General features: G+C 38.8%; 16 protein-coding genes. 14 read left to right on the forward strand and 2 right to left on the reverse strand.

Annotation, left to right across the window (positions count from 1 at the left end; translation table 11 throughout):
- Window positions 1–345: 345 nt before the first annotated feature.
- From ltrA to BuS5_RS05975, 10 genes are all read left to right on the forward strand, one after another.
- Window positions 346–1,719: a group II intron reverse transcriptase/maturase gene (gene ltrA / locus BuS5_RS05930; protein ID WP_036019348.1), complete on the forward strand. Its 1,374-nt coding sequence runs from the start codon at window positions 346–348 to the stop codon at window positions 1,717–1,719.
- A gap of 156 nt (window positions 1,720–1,875) precedes the next feature.
- Complete coding sequence (locus BuS5_RS05935; RefSeq protein ID WP_274428093.1) at window positions 1,876–2,100, forward strand: UPF0175 family protein; 225 nt, start codon at window positions 1,876–1,878, stop codon at window positions 2,098–2,100.
- Between the two features lie 68 nt (window positions 2,101–2,168).
- Complete coding sequence (locus BuS5_RS05940) at window positions 2,169–2,429, forward strand: DUF3368 domain-containing protein (protein ID WP_274428094.1); 261 nt, start codon at window positions 2,169–2,171, stop codon at window positions 2,427–2,429.
- Window positions 2,430–2,692: 263 nt separating this feature from the next.
- Window positions 2,693–4,009 carry a transposase gene (locus tag BuS5_RS05945; protein WP_274427662.1) on the forward strand — a complete coding sequence of 439 codons (1,317 nt, stop codon included), beginning with the start codon at window positions 2,693–2,695 and terminating at the stop codon, window positions 4,007–4,009.
- Between the two features lie 180 nt (window positions 4,010–4,189).
- Window positions 4,190–4,426 carry a hypothetical protein gene (locus tag BuS5_RS05950; RefSeq protein ID WP_274428095.1) on the forward strand — a complete coding sequence of 79 codons (237 nt, stop codon included), beginning with the start codon at window positions 4,190–4,192 and terminating at the stop codon, window positions 4,424–4,426.
- A gap of 332 nt (window positions 4,427–4,758) precedes the next feature.
- Window positions 4,759–6,294, forward strand: coding sequence for an oligosaccharide flippase family protein (locus BuS5_RS05955; RefSeq protein WP_157487456.1), 1,536 nt, complete (start codon window positions 4,759–4,761; stop codon window positions 6,292–6,294).
- A 727-nt stretch (window positions 6,295–7,021) separates the two neighbouring features.
- Window positions 7,022–8,461, forward strand: coding sequence for an O-antigen ligase family protein (locus BuS5_RS05960; protein WP_027354794.1), 1,440 nt, complete (start codon window positions 7,022–7,024; stop codon window positions 8,459–8,461).
- Window positions 8,452–9,258 (forward strand): glycosyltransferase family 2 protein, encoded by an 807-nt coding sequence (locus BuS5_RS05965; RefSeq protein WP_035266226.1) that lies wholly within the window; start codon window positions 8,452–8,454, stop codon window positions 9,256–9,258. Before BuS5_RS05960 ends, BuS5_RS05965 begins: the two co-directional genes overlap by 10 nt.
- On the forward strand, window positions 9,258–10,319 hold the full coding sequence (locus BuS5_RS05970) for a glycosyltransferase (RefSeq protein ID WP_051375089.1): 1,062 nt from the start codon (window positions 9,258–9,260) through the stop codon (window positions 10,317–10,319). The genes BuS5_RS05965 and BuS5_RS05970 overlap by 1 nt, the downstream gene beginning before the upstream one ends.
- A 2-nt stretch (window positions 10,320–10,321) precedes the next feature.
- The gene (locus BuS5_RS05975) at window positions 10,322–12,547 is read left to right on the forward strand and encodes a galactose-binding domain-containing protein (protein WP_027354796.1); all 2,226 of its coding nucleotides are present in this window, start codon (window positions 10,322–10,324) and stop codon (window positions 12,545–12,547) included.
- Window positions 12,548–12,933: 386 nt separating this feature from the next.
- Here the strand turns inward: BuS5_RS05975 and BuS5_RS05980 are convergent, their stop codons facing one another.
- Window positions 12,934–14,088 carry an IS4 family transposase gene (locus BuS5_RS05980; protein ID WP_036019371.1) on the reverse strand — a complete coding sequence of 385 codons (1,155 nt, stop codon included), beginning with the start codon at window positions 14,086–14,088 and terminating at the stop codon, window positions 12,934–12,936.
- Between the two features lie 495 nt (window positions 14,089–14,583).
- Between BuS5_RS05980 and BuS5_RS05985 the strand changes: the two genes are divergently transcribed.
- The gene (locus BuS5_RS05985) at window positions 14,584–15,222 is read left to right on the forward strand and encodes a sulfotransferase family protein (protein WP_027355189.1); all 639 of its coding nucleotides are present in this window, start codon (window positions 14,584–14,586) and stop codon (window positions 15,220–15,222) included.
- Window positions 15,223–15,290: 68 nt separating this feature from the next.
- On the forward strand, window positions 15,291–15,824 hold the full coding sequence (locus tag BuS5_RS05990) for a hypothetical protein (protein WP_274428099.1): 534 nt from the start codon (window positions 15,291–15,293) through the stop codon (window positions 15,822–15,824).
- On the opposite strand, the gene BuS5_RS05995 is transcribed toward BuS5_RS05990, so the two are convergent.
- On the reverse strand, window positions 15,821–16,975 hold the full coding sequence (locus BuS5_RS05995) for an IS4 family transposase (RefSeq protein WP_036019371.1): 1,155 nt from the start codon (window positions 16,973–16,975) through the stop codon (window positions 15,821–15,823). The genes BuS5_RS05990 and BuS5_RS05995 overlap by 4 nt on opposite strands.
- Window positions 16,976–17,123: 148 nt before the next feature.
- On the opposite strand from BuS5_RS05995, the gene BuS5_RS06000 reads away from it, so the two are divergent.
- The gene (locus BuS5_RS06000) at window positions 17,124–18,020 is read left to right on the forward strand and encodes a transposase (protein WP_274428101.1); all 897 of its coding nucleotides are present in this window, start codon (window positions 17,124–17,126) and stop codon (window positions 18,018–18,020) included.
- A 179-nt stretch (window positions 18,021–18,199) separates the two neighbouring features.
- Complete coding sequence (locus BuS5_RS06005; protein WP_274427756.1) at window positions 18,200–20,050, forward strand: IS1634 family transposase; 1,851 nt, start codon at window positions 18,200–18,202, stop codon at window positions 20,048–20,050.
- Window positions 20,051–20,171: the final 121 nt, after the last annotated feature.

Genomic DNA, 20,171 nt, shown 5'->3' on the forward strand with positions numbered 1-20,171 from the left:
AGGGGTAGCTCGGGAACTTGGGAGACCCGGATGTTTCCTTGGGTAAAAAGAACGGTAACAGGAAATCCAGCGCAAGCGAAATCCCGGCGTTGCATAGGAATGTCCCGCCTTGCAACGAGTCTGCCATTGGCAGAAACACAAACATTAAAAGATGGGCGATACAAGGTATCAGGGGAGGATAGCGAAGAGCGAACGAACCTGAGATAAACATTCGGAAGTCTTAGCAGATCATAGTACCGATGATTAAGAATTGAACTATCTTGATCGGAAAGGTGGGGAAGTGATGCCCAAGCGACCCACTGCAGGGAAGGTGAAGCAGGGTATAACGTTTTTTTGGCAGGAATTATGGGAGATACACAGATGTCACAAACCATATCAACAAAAAGCCGAGAAATTGCAAGAACGGTCGCTTGCAATTCCAGACCGATAGAATGGGGACAACCACCGGTGTTAACAGGTGGGTCATCCCTTATCAAAATCGAGCTGCTTGCTCAAAGTAATCCTGAACTGGTATTTACATCAGTAGTCCATCGGATAGACTTTGATTTACTGAAACAATCCTTTCGTAAAATTCGGAAAAGCAAATCTGCAGGAGTGGACAAGGTTACGGCAAAGGAGTATGCCGAAAATCTTGATCAAAACCTCTATAATCTGTATGAACGACTGCGGAGAGGACAGTACGTTGCGTCTCCTGTAAAGCGTATCTGGATAGACAAGGAAGGAGGGAAAAAGCGTCCAATTGGCATACCTGTACTTGAGGATAAAATTGTCCAGAAAGCAGCAGCAGCCATATTGAATGTCATATTTGACAGGAATTTTTACAATTTTTCCCATGCATTCAGAAAAGGTCGGAGCCAACACATGGCAATCAAAGATTTACGTGAGCAATGCTTGAAGCAGAATATCAGCTGGATAGTAAGCGCAGATATTACAGGACTATTTGACAATATTAATCACGAGTTACTTAAAGACATGATACGTCGGAGAGTAAGTGACGGCGGAATGATTCGCCTGATAGGGAAGTGGTTGAATGCAGGCGTAATGGAGGAAGGCAACCTGACGTACTCTGAAACGGGCACTCCACAGGGAGGAGTAATTTCCCCTGTGCTCAGTAATATCTTTCTTCATTATGTTTTAGATGACTGGTACGTGAAAGAAGTGATCCCCCGGATGAAAGGGAGATGCTCCATCATACGCTGGGCGGATGATTTCATCCTCGGGTTCGAGTATGAAAAAGACGCATTGCGTGTCATGGATGTATTACCCAGGCGGTTCGAACAGTTCGAGCTGTCACTTCACCCGGAAAAGACAAAACTGATTCGATTTTCCAAACGCATTAGCGGAAAGGGAAACGGGACGTTTGATTTTTTAGGGTTTACATTTTACTGGTCAAAATCATTAAAAGGGTACATGGTAATAAAGAAAAAGACGGCAAGAAAGCGTTCAAGCCGTTTTATGAAGAGAATATGGATATGGTGCAAGGATAACCGTCATAAGCCAATGGCCGAGCAGTATGAGATTCTTTGCAGTAAACTGCGAGGTTTTTACCAGTACTTTGGAGTAATAAGTAACTACAAAGTGCTGGAAGTTGTGTTTGAATATACTGAGAAAGCATGGCGTCGATGGTTAAGCCGAAGAAGTCACAAGGGCGAAGTAATGTTCGAGGACTTGCGCACAACATACCCACTGCCATTACCCAGAATAGTCCATAATATTTGATGCCGTAAGGGCTGCAAAGTTATACGCCAAACGGGGTGTCGCCTGTTTGGTTGATAATCCGGTAAAAAGGATTTGAACCGAGGAACCGTATGAGGGAAATCTTCACGTACGGGTCTGTAGGGGGGGCGTCGGGTAACCGATGCTCCTACCTGGAAATTGGAATTCAACGACGAAATACAGGATGCTTTACGTATCCCTCCAGATGAGCAGGAAGGCCGGCTTCGACGGGAACTCGCTTTACGGCTTTATGAAAAAGGGTTGCTTTCGCTTGGAAAAGCTCGTCAGTTGGCGGGAATGGAAAAGTGTAATTTCCTTTTATTATTAGCGCAAGATGGCATATCCAGACAGTACGATAAAAAGGAACTGGAGCGGAGCAGGTAGCGACTGCTGAATGGATCTGTCGTCAGCAGATCCAAAATAATGTTTTTGCTACCGCGCTTCAGGCATATTTGGATCAAGGCGAGGCTGAAGTGATCGCTCTTGGGCAGGAAATTGGAGCCGATTTACTGCTTTTGGACGAAAAAAGCGCTCGAAGCGTAGCTGCGCGATTACAATATCCTGTGCTGGGCACTGTAGGTGTTCTAATTTGGGCAAAAAGAAAGCACATCATCTCCAGTCTATCAAGCGAATTAGCTCTTTTGCAGACAAAAGGCGGATTTTGTGTTAGCAAGGTTGTATATGAATATGCGTTGGAACAGGCTGGAGAGTAAAAAGAATAGGAATTTCCGATCGGGTAGAAACGTATAAAATCATGGGCTTTACGCAAAACTCTCGATTTGTGCACACTCTGCACGAACGTAAGTGCACAAAACGAAACGCGCAATTTCAACCCCGTCCCCCTTTTGTTACCTAGTATCTGCTGAATTTCTTTTTTATGAAAGAAATGCTTTGCTATCCATAGCAGTATATGCCATTTTTTAAATTGCAGCTAAATGGTATTTTAAGCACTCTAAAAAGGATAGGAGGTATTCTGATGATAAAAAATACTTTTGAAGAAGTTCTTTCTGATGAATGGGTGAAAGCAAATATAACCAATCCAGTTCAGGAATTGGTTATTATCCGTGGGATAATTCCATGGCAAAAAATGATTACAAAGTTGTGTAAATTTTATAACACCAGTCAGGGTGCTTTTGGAAAATCTCTCAGGATGATGACAGCGATTTTGATTTGTATAAAATACTATCAATTAAGTGATAGGCAAATGGTTAAGCATATAAAAGAAAACCACTATATTCAATATTTTTGTAACATCACAAATGAGGAATTGCAAACATGCCTGGATCCGAGTTCTATATGTGTATTTCGAAAACGTATAGGTGAAGAAGGTGTTGAAATTATAGAAAAAGAAGTTTTTGAGGTTCTACGCAAAGCTGGGATAATACAGGGTGATAATGCTATGATAGATTCAAGCGTATTGAAAAATAACGTTATCTATCCAAATGATGTACATTTAATTTTTAAAGCTTTTGACAAAATGAAACAATTTGCCGTTTTGCATCAAATCTCCTTGTGGTGGGACAATAATGAAGTAAAAAAATTATGGCGAGAATTTTTTTTGAACAAAAAACAAAACCGTTTGGAATGGTTACTCAAATTTAATATATTATTTATTCCTGCTCTAAAAATATTTGATAAAAAAGTTGAATCATTAAAGACCACAAAGAAAAAACAAATAAAAGCTGACAATATGTTTGCTATTCTTACTATTCTTGAAGCACAAACCTTAGAAAAACTCGAAGGTAAAAAACAGATAAAAAACCGGATTGTATCCATTGATGAACCGGATGCCCGCCCGATTGTAAAAGGAAAAGAGCATCCGAAGTGTGAATTCGGCACAACAATGGAAATGACTTTCAATAGGGAAGGATTCATGATTACCATTGAAAATTTTATCGGTAATCCAAATGATAAAACGCTTTTTGCTGGAACACTCGAACAGTTCAAAAAACGGATGAAAGGCGAACCGGAAAATATTATTACCGACCTTGGTTACAGAAGCAATGGTAATTTTAAAATTGCAGACAATATCAGTAACGTTTTTTTGGGGCGTAAAAAAGATGTATCCGAAGAAAAACAGAGTTTTTGCTGTAAAGCCCGTTCAGCAACAGAAGGTTTCATAGCTATTGCAAAAAATATTAGAGGTTTTGGATGCAGTCTTTATAGAGGATTTGAAGGAGACCGTATATGGTCATTGCTTTGTCAAACCGCTTATAATCTTAAAAAGTTTATTCAGCTTCTAATGGGAGAAAAGATTGAAGAAAAAAAACTGATGAAACTCGGGCTGGCATAAGCCGAACAAGGATTTTATCAAAAATAGTTGATTTTAAAAAATATGCGGATAGGAGAGGTGCGTCTATAGGTGTTAACAATTTGCCGTTTTTTACCAAAATTCAATTAAAATACCACAAATGAGCTTAAAATTTTAGATTAAAATTCTCTATGATTAATATATGAACAATGCTGATATACTATGTTATTATCGAAATTCAGCGGATACTACCTATACAAAAAATATCCAGTATTTGAGTTATCTCAAGATATACTGTTAAAGGCATCAAAGATACGCGCTGATAAGAGTTTTTCTTTCCGGGACAGCGTTGTTGCAGCCAGCGCTCTGGATTGTGATGCAAATTACTTGATTTCGGAAGATATGCAGGATGGATTTATCCTGGAGAATAAACTTGCAATCATAAATCCATTCATCTGAATCAATCTTCAATTTTTTTAAATAGAACTCCACCAGGCGATAAAAAAAGACTCCTATCATTACAAGATTGATGTAACCAAGGTCGCGCAAAAATAAGTTCGGAATTTTAAGTGCTGAGGCGCCTGGCCGGCAAGGCGCCTCAGCGCTTAAGGTATTTTTGACAGCCTGTTGCGCTCAAGCCGCCAGGTACGCCAGGAACTGAAAAAATAAACCTATAATCCGGGTTTCGCATTGTTGGTTGATTCAGGACAGAGTAAGGGTCAAACGTAGACTTGACCCCATCTTTTTATCATAACTTGCCCCTTTTTACACGGCCCCCTTTCCATCTCATTATGATTGATAAACGACGAATCACAATCAGTGCCGGGTCCTCTATCGCCCAAATAATTATTTCCGGAATCACGGTTTTTCTGCTTTACAGGTTTTTGCTGGAAACTATTGGCCCAGAAAAACTTGGGATATGGTCATTAGTTTTAGCGATTAGTTCGATGACCCAGGCAGCTAATCTCGGAATGACGGGAAGCATTGTAAAACATATCGCAGATTATGATGCATTTGATGATAAAAAAAAAATTTCTATAGCTATTCAGACGGCAGTGATATCTATAGCACTTTTTAGTTTTGTATTCGTGATAAGTTTGTTCCCCGCTGCAAATTATTATTTCCAGATTACGCTCGAAGAGAAGTTTTACCGTGTCGCTTTAGAAATATTACCTTTGGCTCTTATATCTTTCTGGCTTTTGATGCTTACAACTATCTATCAAGGTGCTTTGTATGGCTGCCAACTTATAGCTCAAAGGAATGGGATACTTGTTTTTGATTCGGTTTCCCATTTTGTGATTTGCATAATTTTGGCACCATATTATGGGTTGCTTGGGCTAGCTTACGCAAGGGTAATCCAGAATTGTCTGACACTTGTGATAACCATTGTGTTATTAAAAAGATATGTTCAAGGGTTGCCGGTATTGCCGTGCCACTGGAATAAAAAGCTTTTCAAAGAGATGTTCGGTTACGCGGTTAATTTTCAAATAATTTCATTGCTCGTAATGCTATCCGATCCTGTCACCAAAGGTTTTTTGAGCAGATATGGCAATGTTTCCATGGTGGCTTATTATGAGATGGCCAATAAATTGGTGCAATTGTCTCGTTCATTGTTGGTAAGTGCAAACCAGGTTCTTGTTCCAACATTCGCCAATCTCAATCAACTTGACCCCAAAAAAATATTAAATACTTACCTTGTGTCCTATCAATTTGTTTTTTACCTTGCCGTTCCTGGATTCTGTCTATTGACACTTTCTGCTCCATTGATATCAGAAATATGGGTGGGCCATTATGAACCGGTATTTATTTGGTCAATGGTTATGCTATGCGCTGGTTGGCTAGTTAACACCTTGTCCGTCCCTGCATATTATGTCGGTGTGGGGACAGGCAATATGAAAGATAATGTCGTTACTCACTTGGTTATGACAGCAAGCAATATCATATTGATATTCATTATTGGCAGATTATGGGAAGGTTTGGGTGTAGTAATGGCATGGGCTTTGGCAGTGGCATTAGGCGGGGGGCTGTTAAACATACTTTTTTATTGGAAAAATGTAATGTGTTTCAGTAATGTAATCCCCAAAGACAGTAGGTGGTTGGCGGTTTTTTGTTTTATAGGTTTTTTTGTCAGCTACGGGTTGTGGCTGCAGTCACCAGAAATTAAGAAGATGATGTTAGCGATATCAGCACCTTCTGATCCATGGGGGCGATATATTGTTGGAAGCTTAATGATAGGGTGTTTTTTTTTGATTGCAAGTTTGCCAATGTGGAATCATCCGATACGGAAAAAAATAATGAATTTAATTGCAGATCTTCGATCAAAGTAAAAATAATTTTGTAGCAGCTTGAAGTTTTGTTTGACACGCGAAACATCAGTGTTGTATTCGATGTTGCCACTAATATCGGGCAATTTGCTCGTCAATTAAAAAAAACCGGCTTTGATAAAAGAATTGTGTCTTTCATTTCGAACCATTATCCTCAACATATAAGTTTCTTGAGAAAGCGGCTTCCAATAATCCAAAATAGATGACTCGGGAATCAGGATGGGGCGGCAAGAATTAATATTTCAGGAAATTCGTGGAATGGCGCGGTTGAATTCATTAATAAAATCAAGGACGTTTTTGTTGAGATGTCACTGGCTCAGTTGTATTCGAATGAGCCTTTGATTGGTGATGTAATTTCGATGTTATACGACAAATGGTTTGTCCTAGTGGTCTATTGATCCGGAATTCATTGACATGACAACAGGGCAGTTACTACAGGTTAATGGCCTTTTTGTCGGGTTTAATGTTTGATGACTTCATTGGATGGTATTTTTAGTATAGACCTCGTACTTTTAGCAATATTAATTAGACGCTATGACATCTAATAATCTGAATATATTTATAATTAAAACTATAGTGTAAAGCTGCATAAAAATTGGACACGGCAATTTTTATGCCATCGTGTTGTTTAAATTAATCCAATAAGTTAGAAATAAAGTTTATAAAAACATTGTCGAATTCAAATACCGAGGTCTGTAGTAAAAATATATGATTGGAGAGCCGCGCTGATATGAATATAGCTGGCATGAACTTATATGTATTATTAGGAGGCATGATAAGCCTTCTCATTTTTCTTAGACTCGGACTCCGGACGAAGATTTTTGTCGCTTTTTTTATTATGAGCCAGTGCTTTGATTTAGCTCCACGTATTATTCATGGAAAATTCATTTGGGACTATGGCGCTGTATTACTCTTGATTGCTGCAGCCCAATTGATGTTTCAGTTAATGTTTAAGAAAAAAATTAAACCAATAAAAGGTAATTTCTATATTACTGTGCTTGGTATATTTACCGCATGGCTGGTTTTCTGTCTACTATATTCTTTGTTGATTTATGATTACCCAATTCTGAACACACTTAAAATGTCCCGGCAAATGATCATCGGCTATTTATCATTCTTTATCTTTTTTGGATTATTCGCTGTTGATAAAGACGCATTCAAGATGTTTATGAAGTGGCTTTACATCATTACGTTTCCGCTGCTGATAGTCGCTATAGCCCAGTATATAATAGGCAGGCCATTGTTCTTTGGATTGCATAGAGAATATGATAGTATTACCAGATATTTACCGATTTTTCTACCAATCAGTCTATTGTACTTCTGGTACATATTGTCAAGATATTTTGCTGCTGAACCCGTGAAAAAACATGAGTTTGTGTATGCTGGTATGGTAGTTGTTGTTACTGCTATCACATATACACGTGGTATTTATATTGCCGTGTTATTCTCATTTATGACAATGTTGTTTCTTCTTTTTAAACGAGGAAAGGTCAAAGTAAATACTGCAATAATTTTTATTGTAGTTTTAAGCATGGGTATCACAGTCCTGATGGCCGGTGGCTGGGCCAACAGGGTTATTAACAGGGCGGCAAGCGGCATAGAAATTCTGTTTTCCGGCAAAGTAGTGAGCTCAAAAATTGATGAAGATACCTACTCAGGAAGATGGATGTTACTGAAAGAGAGGTTTGAGCTTGTTTTAAAAAATAACCCAATCATTGGTTATGGTTTTATCCATGAAGATAATATACCGAAAAAATTAAGAAATAGCCTAAAATACGGGTCAGTTATTAAGACGCCGGAAATGGTTCAGAAATACAAATACGGACAGCCCTATGTATTAGCGCTTTTTAGTGCTGATATTGGTTGGGCAAACATAGTTCTGACAACAGGATTTATTGGTTTTTTTATTTTTATCATATTTATTGGTTCTTTTTTGCTTAGTTATCGAGGCAAACAAATTGATGACGCGCACCTGTACTATTTCCATTTAGCATTTTATTTGCAAACGATTACACTCTTGCTCTTGATGTTTAATGGCAACCCATTCACAAATCAATTGCAAATACCAGGTTTAATGGTTGCCGGATATCTATATTGCAGCAGCAGACGCGATATGAAATCAGGCAATAGATTGCCTATAACAGCAATGGGAAAGGAATTATGTCATTAAAAATTACAATTATAACTCCATCATATAATCAAGGGGGTTATATTGAGCAAACGATTCGTTCTGTGTTGGCGCAAAATTATGAAAACGTGGAACATATAGTCATAGATGGCGGTTCTACGGATCAAACGGTTGATGTGCTGAAGAAGTATCCGCATGTTATTTGGATTTCAGAGAAAGACCGAGGCCAGACAGATGCCTTAAATAAAGGCTTGAAAATAGCAACGGGTGATATTATTGGCTGGATAAATTCTGATGATTTTTATGAAAAAAATATATTTAAATCGGTAGTAGAATGTTTCCAGAATCCAGAAACGATGTGGGTTGTTGGAAACCTTACGTATTTTTTCGAAAAATCTGGGAAATTGATAACAAATAAAAGTCCAGTAGTTACGTTTGATCATCTCATAAAAAGTCCAGATATAGTCCGTCAGCAGCCTACATTTTTTCGCAAAGATTTACTAAAACGTGTGGGGGGTTGGAACCCAGATTTTTTCATGGCGATGGATTTTGATCTTTGGATCCGTATGGCTAAAATTTTTCCTCCAAAAATAATTAATGAACAATGGGCTGTCTATAGAAATCACGCGTTTCAAAAAACCTCCCATGAAAACATACTTCGGCAGGTAAGAGAAATAACAAGCATATTAAGACGGGAGTCTGTTTCAACCAAAAACATTGTGATGATTAATATAAAAAAGCGATGGTTCTGGATTAAAGGTTATATTAAAGATTTTTTGATAGATTGTGGTATGATCAGTTCTCAATATCGTAACGAATCAATACGGAAAAAATTCTAATGAAGATCATTCATTTACTTTGGGGCCTTAATACCGGCGGCTCTGAAACAATGTTAGTCGACATAGTAAATGAGCAATCCTTAACAGCGGAAGTAGTCGTACTTATTGGCAATGCCGATTTAGACCATACAGTTTTAGAGCGGATCAATCCCAGGGTGGAAGTGAAGTTGCTTGGTAGACCGCCGGGCAGCCGGAACCCTTGGTATATATTTAAGCTGTACCGAATGCTTAAGGTCCTTAACCCGGATATCGTTCATTCACACTTGCAAAGCTTTATAAGAATCCTAAGGTTACTGAAAATCCCGAAAGTTCTTACTGCCCACCATACAGGTATCCAAATAAGTACAGTGAGTAGTTATGATGCGATTTATAGTATTTCCACTGCGGTGAAGATCGATCTTTCGGAAAGATATCCAGAAATTACTACTACGACTATACCAAATGGTATAGTTTGTTCGAATGTTGTTCAAAAGTCTTGCTATGATCAGCATCCGTTCCGAATTGTGCAAATTGGTCGCCTGGCTCACGAAATAAAGGGACAAGATGTTCTCTTAAAAGCCTTGCAACACGTAAATAACGCGATAGGTGACAACGACATTACGCTTGATTTTATTGGTAACGGGCCATCAAAAAAGTACCTTGCCGGTTTAGCCGAAGAGCTTGGGGTTAACGAATGGTGTAGATTTTTAGGGCATCGTTCAAGAAGCTATGTTTACAAAAATTTGCATAATTATGATCTTTTGGTTCAGCCATCACGATTTGAGGGATTTGGCCTCACGGTGGTTGAAGCCATGGCAGCCTTGGTGCCGGTTTTAGTGTCAGATATAGAAGGGCCAATGGAAATAATTGATAAAGGAAATTTTGGATACTTTTTCCGCACGGAAAATTATGAGGATTGCGCAAACCAAATAGTAAATATCAAAAGACTTTCAAAAGAGCAGGAGTTTATAGAAAACAGAAAAAAAACAGCAGAGTATGCTATGGGCAGGTTTGACATTAAATTGACTGCCGCAAGATATCTTGATGAATATAGAAAAGTAATTCACCTTAAAAAGGATTAGTTGTGGATATTTCTACGCTATTGATAGATGGCAATAAATGGAAGCAGTTAGGATGCAATTTAATTTTTTTGTTTTGTTGTTTATACGATACATCGGCTTATGCCTCCCAGCCTGTAGTAGCGCGTTATGTGCAAGTAGAGTTGCCTGGCGATGAGCGAATTTTATCGCTGGCGGAAGTAGAAGTTTACAGCGGGGAAAAGATGATTTCACTCCAGGGTAAAGCAAAGCAAGTTAACACTGCATGTGGTGGAGATGCGCCAAGAGCCATTGATGGAAATACTTCAGGGAGTTATTTTGATAAAACAGTAACTCACACACGCAGTGGCAGCTTTGTTTGGTGGGAACTTGACCTTGGTACTGAACAGGTGATAACCAGAATCATTCTGTACAACAGAACAGATTGTTGTAGTGAACGAATTAACCCGGCCAGAGTATTGTTGCTCAACGAAGCCAAGGAGATTGTATGGGAAAATGCTATTATATCCAACGCCGGAAGATATGACTTTAGTATAAAAAGAACAATAAGTCTATTGCCGAAAATCAGTCCGAACTTGCTTCGCAATGCCTCTTTTCGGCAGCGCACTAATCCACCAATACCGGATTACTGGGATCTTCACCATGCGGCAGCCACAAAAATAAAAAATCTGCATACACACTACGAAGTAGACGAAAGTCTTAAATCTCCAGTAGTTGGAACATATGTTCTAAAAATACATAATACTGAGGAAGACTTCCGTCATACTATGTTAATCCCTTGCAGACTTTTCGCAGACCTGTCAGAAGGTTATTATACATTTTCTGCATATATAAAGTCCGATAGAAATGGCACAGAACTCCGTGTCGCTCCAGGGTGGGCGATAGGGAAAGAAATTATTAGAAAGCTATCAACTAAATGGAAGCGCTATTCCTTTACCTTTAATCTTCCTGCTTCAGGTAAAAACACTCTACAGCCCATTTTAAGATTTCCCAAAAAGGGCGCTTACTTTATTGCTGCCGCGCAGTTGGAACGAGGGACGAGTTCAAGTATGTTCCAGCCTTCTTATGAGGATACCAGAACCGAAACAGTTAAAATCCCAACAGGGGTAAGGGTTGTATTACATAAGAATGTCAGAGCGCAGAAACGAGTACCTGGATTTACAAATTCAATATTTGTAAACAAGCAGCCATTTTACATCATTGGGATTGTCGCACAAGGAGTGTTGACCGACTGGTATCTTAGTGAAATTAAAGAGCAGGGTATAAACACTTTGTTTTATTATAGAAGGCCTAATAGTCAGGGTGTGTTTGATGATAGCGTTATTAGTGATATTGAGACAGTATTATTAAACGCTGCCAGGCATGATTTGAAAGTAATAGTCGGCCTGGCTTTGGCTGGCGTAAAGCCAGCCAATTGGCGAGTATGTGTTTCCTCTTTTTCCAATCTGATTAAGTGGTTAAAAGATTATCCTATGGTAATAGGATGGTATCCAGTTGATGAACCTGCGGCACACACCTGGCAAGATAATGAGTTAATGGAAATATATACAAAATTAAAAGAACTTGATCCTGATAAATTTATCTTTGTGAACTGGGCATACGATGGCGTGCCAAAAGAAGTCGGACAACAACCTCGTGGGACCCTGGATGCAACTGATCTTTATTCTGTGTCTTATTATCCTTTTGCTGGACATGGGCGTAGTTTGGATGGATTTACGGAAACAACCATAAGGGCGATAAAAACAGCCCGGGCAAATAAAAAGTCTTTTCATTCCTGGTTACAGCTTTATGGTGGGATGGATGCTTGGAGGGAGCCAACCGGGGTTGAGTTAAATTATATGGCTTACCTGAATTTTGTTTACGGCGGGATGATAAGCTACTGGGATACAAAGTCAAATTCAGAAGCTACATGGAGTCGTGTTAAACAAATCAATTATGAGGGCAAGATGCTGGCGGAAAATTTGTTTCTTAATCCAGACGCTCAGGAAATATTGCCGCCTGTGGAGGATGGGAATTTTATATATTCAGCATGGAAAAAAGAGGGAAGTGTTTTTATGATTGTGGTGCATAAGGGTACTGTGCTTGAAGAATTTACATATGATACGTCAAGGCTAATTCAAAATATTTCATCATTTATTGTGCGATCAATGTTTGAAAGTCGCAATGTCATACTGACAAATAGTTACATTAAAGAAATGTTTCTCCCTTTTGGGACTAGAGTGTATGTGTTAAGAAGTAATCACTCGCCATGATTTGATGTTGTGAGAGGATTGGAGGTTGTTGGTCTTAACGGAGAGATACGGGTTCAGTTGAATAGGTAAAAAAGGCACGAATTTGCGTATTGTGCCTGTTAAAACAAGTATTTATATCAATTGTGTCGGCTTGCCATAAACCGCTAATACCCCCTATAGTTGAAGGAATAGCAAGCTATTTTAAAATTTTTATGATTTCAGGTTGGGCAAAGATGGCCTGAAGCTGTGATGCATAGTTGGGGAAGTTATTTCGTCTTCGTTGCTTAGCTGCTGGGGGCAGCCCAATGATTATTGACGATAACATGGTTGGCGACTAACGAGAATGAGGGGCTGTTTCTGTGTTATGAAAATCCGTGATTGATATAATTGAATCCAGTAGTGTCCGGTTAAGTTTTTGCATATAGCATTTGCTCTTTGATAATCAGATTATTAGACCATACGTTTTTTTCGTCAGTACGTAATTCGTTCTGGATGGTATTTCTAAGCTGACGAATCCTCTTTATTGATACAGGTTCATTAAACTGTTCATGGCAGTATATGGCCATAAGCAGGTAGGTTATTAACCCCGCAAGGATTTGAACCATCAGGCCATATCTACTGTGAGCAATCAAGTGGTACACTTTTAAATGTTTCTTCCACCATTTGAAAAAAGTTTCGATATCCCATCTAAGCTTATAAACGGTTGCAACCTGCTCGGCTGTAAGATCATAACGATCAGTTGCCACAAAATATTTGACACCGGCAATTTTATAACCAACCAGTCGAACCGGCTTTCTGGTCTGGTTTACCCCAGGAGTGCCAAGAAGAACCACAGCATCATAAAAAATATAGCTGTCGGGATCAACAGGCTGCTCTTTGATAATAGTTCTTGTTGTTTTCGCTTTGATGCGGCAAACAAAATGTTTTTTTTCATCCTGAAGAAGATCAAAATCCTTATGTGATTGATACCCCCGATCCATGATTCCTGTTTGGCCTTTTGTAAGGATAGACCTGACAAAGGGGCGTTCAGCGCCATTTCCATTTGTCAGATGAATTTTTATAGGAATCTTGCGATTGACATCAAAGCCGAAATGGCCTTTTGCTTTTTTAGCGCCTTTTCTGTAATCAGCCCAGTACATGGACAGAACTGCATCAATTAAAGATCCATCAATGGAAACGAGTTCACCGAGATCTGAATAATTTGATGGTAAAGCATTTTGTGCCTGGCTGCAAAGAGCTTGAAAAACATATTCAAGCTGTTCAAGCCCTCGAGAATTGATAATTTCGGAAAAACTGCTACGACTGATCCCTCCATCTGGAGCGACACATTCTTTGGCAAAATCGTCTTCTTTAAGGTGTTGAATAAGATCACGAGCTGATTCATGTTCTTGTAGATGGAAAAATATCAGTGCGTGAAGCTGATCTTCAAAAGTCATTTTCAATGGCCTGTGACCTCGGGATTTAAGCTGTGGCGTGTCAGGAAAAATCTTTTGCAAAGGTTTGAGAAATCGAGCATGAGATTGGGGATTAAAATTCTTTTTTGGGATATTGAATATGTCCATTTTTGTCTTAACTCCTTGTTATAATTATATTTTATAACAAAACGATAAAAAATTTTTATTTGGTTTGTCAAGTAAAAAATGAACATTTTTCTAATTTTTTTATCCCATATAACATGCAAAAACCTAACCGGACACTACTGAATTGAATCACCTATTTAACTGAACCAGTGCATCACCCGCCCCCATGCTTAAGTCACCAGCTACAGCGCTCAGGTTGCTTCCCGCCAGAGCCATATCCTCCGAGCTGGTGAAAACAAAATAATATAGTTAGATGAAAATACAATAGGATCAAACGAAATAAAACGATTTTAAAAACATATCATGATATGTTAAATACAATTGAAATAACTATCAAAACGACCTTCTCGCCAGTAACATTATTCGTGAGGCAACAACCGGAGGAAGGTAAGATTTACTGATGAGGCAATACGTATATCAAGATAGATGTCGTATTAATTGATTTTTATCAGCAATATACATCAAAGCCTAAATAGTATGGATAACAAAAAACATTCGGGATTCATGGGGCCGGTTTTCATCGTCGGCATGCCGAGGTCGGGCACCAAGTTGCTCAAAGATTTGTTGAACAGGCACAGCCGGATTGCCTTGCCGGAAATTGAAACCGAGTTTCTGCCTTATCTTGTCGACAATCTGGAGGGCTCAGATGTCCTATTCAAGTATGAAAATTTTGCAAAGTTTTATCGGCAAGCCGTGACATGGCGATATTTCGTATATCAGGAAAAAAAAAGCGCCGTGATGGAATGCCAAAAATGGTATGAATCATGTGGTAACTACACTGCAGCGGGTATATTTGAGGCACTTGTCAGGCACGATGCCGGCGCCTTGGCTAAGAACATAATTTGGGGCGACAAGTCGCCTTCATACATCCGGCATATTAACTTGATTAACGATGTTTACCCTAACGCGAGATTCATTCACATCATTCGCGATCCACGCGATTATTGCTTATCCATCCGCAAGGCTTGGGGCAAAAACATGTACCGAGCGGCGCAACGATGGCGCGATGACGTAGCAAAATGCCGAAATGAAGGCAGGCAAAACGTCGGTTCAAGATATTTCGAATTCCGTTATGAAGACCTTTTACTCGATGATCAAGTTTTTATGATTAGCTAAATTTTAAGCTTGAGAGTATAATCACGGCCATTGAAAAATATTAATAATTTTGAAAGAGTCCATTCATAATGCTATTAACTGAATCTGCACCATTTATCAAACAGTACATTGAAGATCTCAACAATAGCCTGGAGCAATACAAACCTGGTGCGGGATTAACATTTACCCAGAAAGCATGGCTAAGCTTTTGTCTTACCGGTATATTAATGGTAAATGCTGTATGTTGGGCAAAATTTGAACGGGCGAGTCTGGGCAATTATAAATTAGCAGCTCTATCTTGGATGTTTCGTAAGGGTAAGATTTCATGGGACAATTTACTTGTTGGAAGCGTCAGGCGTATTTTGAAAAAATATGGTATCACAAATGGTGTAATTGTTTTTGATGAGTCTGATCGTGCCCGTTCTAAGAATACAAAGCGAATATACAAGGCTCATAAGCAAAAACACAAAGCAAGCGGAGGTTATGTTAATGGGCAAACAGTTGTTTTGCTTCTTTTGGTCACAGACTCTATAACCGTACCTATTGGTTTTAAGTTTTACATGCCTGATCCAGTTGTTAGTGCCTGGAAAAAAGAAGAAGAGAGATCAGTAGTGTCCGGTTAAGTTTTTGCATATAGCATTTGCTCTTTGATAATCAGATTATTAGACCATACGTTTTTTTCGTCAGTACGTAATTCGTTCTGGATGGTATTTCTAAGCTGACGAATCCTCTTTATTGATACAGGTTCATTAAACTGTTCATGGCAGTATATGGCCATAAGCAGGTAGGTTATTAACCCCGCAAGGATTTGAACCATCAGGCCATATCTACTGTGAGCAATCAAGTGGTACACTTTTAAATGTTTCTTCCACCATTTGAAAAAAGTTTCGATATCCCATCTAAGCTTATAAACGGTTGCAACCTGCTCGGCTGTAAGGTCATAACGATCAGTTGCCACAAAATATTTGACACCGGCAATTTTATAACCAACCAGTCGAACCGGCTTTCTGGTCTGGTTTACCCCAGGAGTGCCAAGAAGAACCACAGCATCATAAAAAATATAGCTGTCGGGATCAACAGGCTGCTCTTTGATAATAGTTCTTGTTGTTTTCGCTTTGATGCGGCAAACAAAATGTTTTTTTTCATCCTGAAGAAGATCAAAATCCTTATGTGATTGATACCCCCGATCCATGATTCCTGTTTGGCCTTTTGTAAGGATAGACCTGACAAAGGGGCGTTCAGCGCCATTTCCATTTGTCAGATGAATTTTTATAGGAATCTTGCGATTGACATCAAAGCCGAAATGGCCTTTTGCTTTTTTAGCGCCTTTTCTGTAATCAGCCCAGTACATGGACAGAACTGCATCAATTAAAGATCCATCAATGGAAACGAGTTCACCGAGATCTGAATAATTTGATGGTAAAGCATTTTGTGCCTGGCTGCAAAGAGCTTGAAAAACATATTCAAGCTGTTCAAGCCCTCGAGAATTGATAATTTCGGAAAAACTGCTACGACTGATCCCTCCATCTGGAGCGACACATTCTTTGGCAAAATCGTCTTCTTTAAGGTGTTGAATAAGATCACGAGCTGATTCATGTTCTTGTAGATGGAAAAATATCAGTGCGTGAAGCTGATCTTCAAAAGTCATTTTCAATGGCCTGTGACCTCGGGATTTAAGCTGTGGCGTGTCAGGAAAAATCTTTTGCAAAGGTTTGAGAAATCGAGCATGAGATTGGGGATTAAAATTCTTTTTTGGGATATTGAATATGTCCATTTTTGTCTTAACTCCTTGTTATAATTATATTTTATAACAAAACGATAAAAAATTTTTATTTGGTTTGTCAAGTAAAAAATGAACATTTTTCTAATTTTTTTATCCCATATAACATGCAAAAACCTAACCGGACACTACTGAAGAGAGATTGAAAAAAAAGGGACTCCCGAAGAGTAAGCGTCCTGTCAAACCAGCATTTAACCCTGAGTATCCGAAAAAAATTCAATTAGCCCTGCTCTTACTTGAGAATTTTAAAAAATATTATCCTAAAATTACTGTTAAATGTGTATTGGCTGACGCTTTATACGGTTCAAAAGAATTTATGAATGGAGCCTCTAATATTTTGGGAGGAGTGCAAATTATCAGCCAATTAAAGTCAAATCAAAATATACGATACAAAGGTAAAAAAAAGACAATTACGGATTATTTCAACATGATTAACAAAGGTGTAAATTGCACCATTCGTGTGCGAGGCGGTGAAAAAGTCAATGCAACAGTGAGCAGTGCCCGCCTTAAGGTTGATGCACACGATGGCAATGTGCTTTTTGTGATAGCTCTTAAATATGAAGGGGAAGATGAATACCGTTACTTAGCTGCCACTGATGTGAGTTGGCGCACAGTTGACATTATTCAAGCATATTCTTTGAGATGGCTTGTAGAGGTTTTTTTTGAAGACTGGAAGCTTTATGAAGGATGGGGACAAGAGGCCAAACAATATGACGAAGAAGGATCAAGCCGAGGCCTGATCTTGAGTCTGTTGCTAGACCATTGCCTCCTCCTTCACCCTGAGCAGGAGGCCTGCATAGAGAACAAAACTCCCGTGTTTACCGTGGGAAGTCTGCAAAGAAAAACTCAAATGGATGTTTTGATGGAATGTGTCAAATCTTTGCTGCAACAACAAGATCCCGGTGAAAAACTTAAAGAAATGGGCCAAGTTATCAAAAAAGTTTTCCGACTTATGCCATCGGGAAAACATATGAGCGGAAGAACTATAGGTAGATTGGGGCCAACACCTTCTCTATCACGTAAATATTGTCCTTGCTAACCCATCTTTTTGAGTTTTATGGGCAAATGCTCAAAATAAGCCTCATTTTAGAATTTTCAAAAATTTAATTTGAATGATTTTAATAGGTTAAAAATAATTTGCTCTGGCTTTACCAGTGTAGTGCCATAAAATAAAAAAATAACTTGACTTTTTATTGATATCCGCCTATATTGGGCAACATGTATATTAGAAGAACCACAATAAAAAGTCGAAAAGATGGCAAACAATATTACACCTATAGATTGGTTCAATCCGAACGAACTGCAAAGGGAGTCAGCCAGCACACATTAATTAATCTCGGTACGGCTTTTTCTCTGCCACGGGATCAATGGCCAGAATTATCTTCACGCATTCAGGAGATTATCAGTGGCCAGCAGAGTTTTTTCAAAATTTCTGAAGAAATAGAGGAGCTTGCTCAAAATTATGCAGCCCGGATTATTCACGCGCAACACAAAAATAAAGCTGAAAATAATAAGCCGGATTATCGCGAGGTAGATGTAGACAGCCTGGAAATGTTCAGGCCACGCAGTGTAAGCTGTGAACATGTGGCGCTGGAAGCGTTTGTTTTTTTAAAACTTGGTGAAGAACTAAAAGCCCTGGGATTCAATGGCCCTCAGCTCGCAGCAGCAACCGGTACAATAATAGGTCGTATGTGTCAACCAGGTAGTGAACTGGCAACTCATTACTGGCTCCAGAATGTTTCAGGCTTGGGTGAATTAATTGATTATGATTTCAACAAAATTAATCTATACAAAATGTATAAAATCTCTGATCAGCTTCTCAATAATAAGGAAGCCATAGAAAATCATCTATACTTACAAGAAAAGAATTTATTTGAATTTCAAGAGACAATAACCCTTTATGATCTTACCAACACTTATTTTGAAGGCAGCAGTAAAGCAAACAAGCTGGGGAAACGCGGACATTCCAAAGAGAAACGTTCTGATTGTCCACTGGTAACTTTGGCTTTGGTGCTGGACAGCAGTGGCTTTCCCAAGCGCAGCAAAGTATTTGAGGGTAATGTAAGTGAACCGTCAACATTAAAAAAAATGATTGTTGGTTTGGAAAGAAAGAATTTATCCCAAGAGCTGTTTAAGCCCTCAAAAGCGACTATAGTAATGGATGCCGGAATTGCCACTGAAGATAATATTAAATGGCTCAGGGAAAACAGTTATCCATATATTGTAGTTAGCCGAAAACATCATCGCGAATTTAATGAAGATGAAGCAGTTGTGGTAAAACAAGACAATGACTGCACAGTAAAAGTGCAAAAAATTATTGACTCAGAAAATGATGAGGTTTTGTTGTATTGTCACTCTACAAAGCGGGAAAAAAAAGAACAGGCTATTAATGATCGCTTTACCATTCGCTTTGAAAAGGCTGTCAGCAAACTTGAGTCAGGCTTGCATAAAAAAGGATGTCTAAAAAAATACGATAAAGTCCTGGAAAAAATAGGTCGTCTGAAACAGCAATATTCCAAGGCTGCAAAGCATTATAAAATAGAAGTATCTAAAAACGAAAAAAATGGCAACGCTGTTAAGATCCTTTGGACACGCCAAACGCTTGCGGACACAAAAGATAGTTTGCCGGGAGTATATTGTCTCAGAACAACCCATATGGAATTTGATGAAGCTACGCTATGGCGTACATATACAATGTTAACGGATTTGGAGGCTGTTTTTCGTTCACTGAAATCCGAGCTTGGGATGCGGCCGGTTTTTCACCAAATCACAAAACGGGTGACAGGTCATATTTTTATCAGTGTCATCGCTTACCATTTGATACATAGTATTCGTTACCGATTGAAAAAGACGGGGATAAACAGTAGCTGGTCTGATTTGAGAAAACAACTTGCAGGCCAAAATCGAGTAACAGTTTCCATGCAGTGCCGAAATGATAATGTTGTGCATGTAAGAAAAAGCACACGACCGGAATCACGACAACAGAAAATATATTCTGCTTTAGGGTTAAGCTCTCTCCCTGGCAGAACGATGAAAACAACTATCAAAAAAATAAAAGTAGTGCCATAACTAAGATTTTAAAAAAGTAACCTACTGTAATTATAGTGTTTGTTTTTTTTATTCAAAAAGATGGGCTAAGTGCTTTTGGCAAGTTCATCATCAAAAACTTGAACATCGAGTTTTAGATGAT

The sequence above is a fragment of the Desulfosarcina sp. BuS5 genome (assembly GCF_028752835.1).
In the GTDB taxonomy this organism is placed as follows: Bacteria; Desulfobacterota; Desulfobacteria; order Desulfobacterales; family BuS5; genus BuS5.

Excerpts from the sequence above, each read along its gene's own strand:
- ltrA (WP_036019348.1), top strand. The coding sequence starts at position 346 with ATGGGAGATACACAGATGTCACAAACCATATCAACAAAAAGCCGAGAA.
- BuS5_RS05945 (WP_274427662.1), top strand. The coding sequence starts at position 2,693 with ATGATAAAAAATACTTTTGAAGAAGTTCTTTCTGATGAATGGGTGAAA.
- BuS5_RS05950 (WP_274428095.1), top strand. The coding sequence starts at position 4,190 with ATGTTATTATCGAAATTCAGCGGATACTACCTATACAAAAAATATCCA.
- BuS5_RS05955 (WP_157487456.1), top strand. The coding sequence starts at position 4,759 with ATGATTGATAAACGACGAATCACAATCAGTGCCGGGTCCTCTATCGCC.
- BuS5_RS05960 (WP_027354794.1), top strand. The coding sequence starts at position 7,022 with ATGAATATAGCTGGCATGAACTTATATGTATTATTAGGAGGCATGATA.
- BuS5_RS05965 (WP_035266226.1), top strand. The coding sequence starts at position 8,452 with ATGTCATTAAAAATTACAATTATAACTCCATCATATAATCAAGGGGGT.
- BuS5_RS05970 (WP_051375089.1), top strand. The coding sequence starts at position 9,258 with ATGAAGATCATTCATTTACTTTGGGGCCTTAATACCGGCGGCTCTGAA.
- BuS5_RS05980 (WP_036019371.1), bottom strand. The coding sequence starts at position 14,088 with ATGGACATATTCAATATCCCAAAAAAGAATTTTAATCCCCAATCTCAT.
- BuS5_RS05985 (WP_027355189.1), top strand. The coding sequence starts at position 14,584 with ATGGATAACAAAAAACATTCGGGATTCATGGGGCCGGTTTTCATCGTC.
- BuS5_RS05990 (WP_274428099.1), top strand. The coding sequence starts at position 15,291 with ATGCTATTAACTGAATCTGCACCATTTATCAAACAGTACATTGAAGAT.
- BuS5_RS05995 (WP_036019371.1), bottom strand. The coding sequence starts at position 16,975 with ATGGACATATTCAATATCCCAAAAAAGAATTTTAATCCCCAATCTCAT.
- BuS5_RS06005 (WP_274427756.1), top strand. The coding sequence starts at position 18,200 with ATGTATATTAGAAGAACCACAATAAAAAGTCGAAAAGATGGCAAACAA.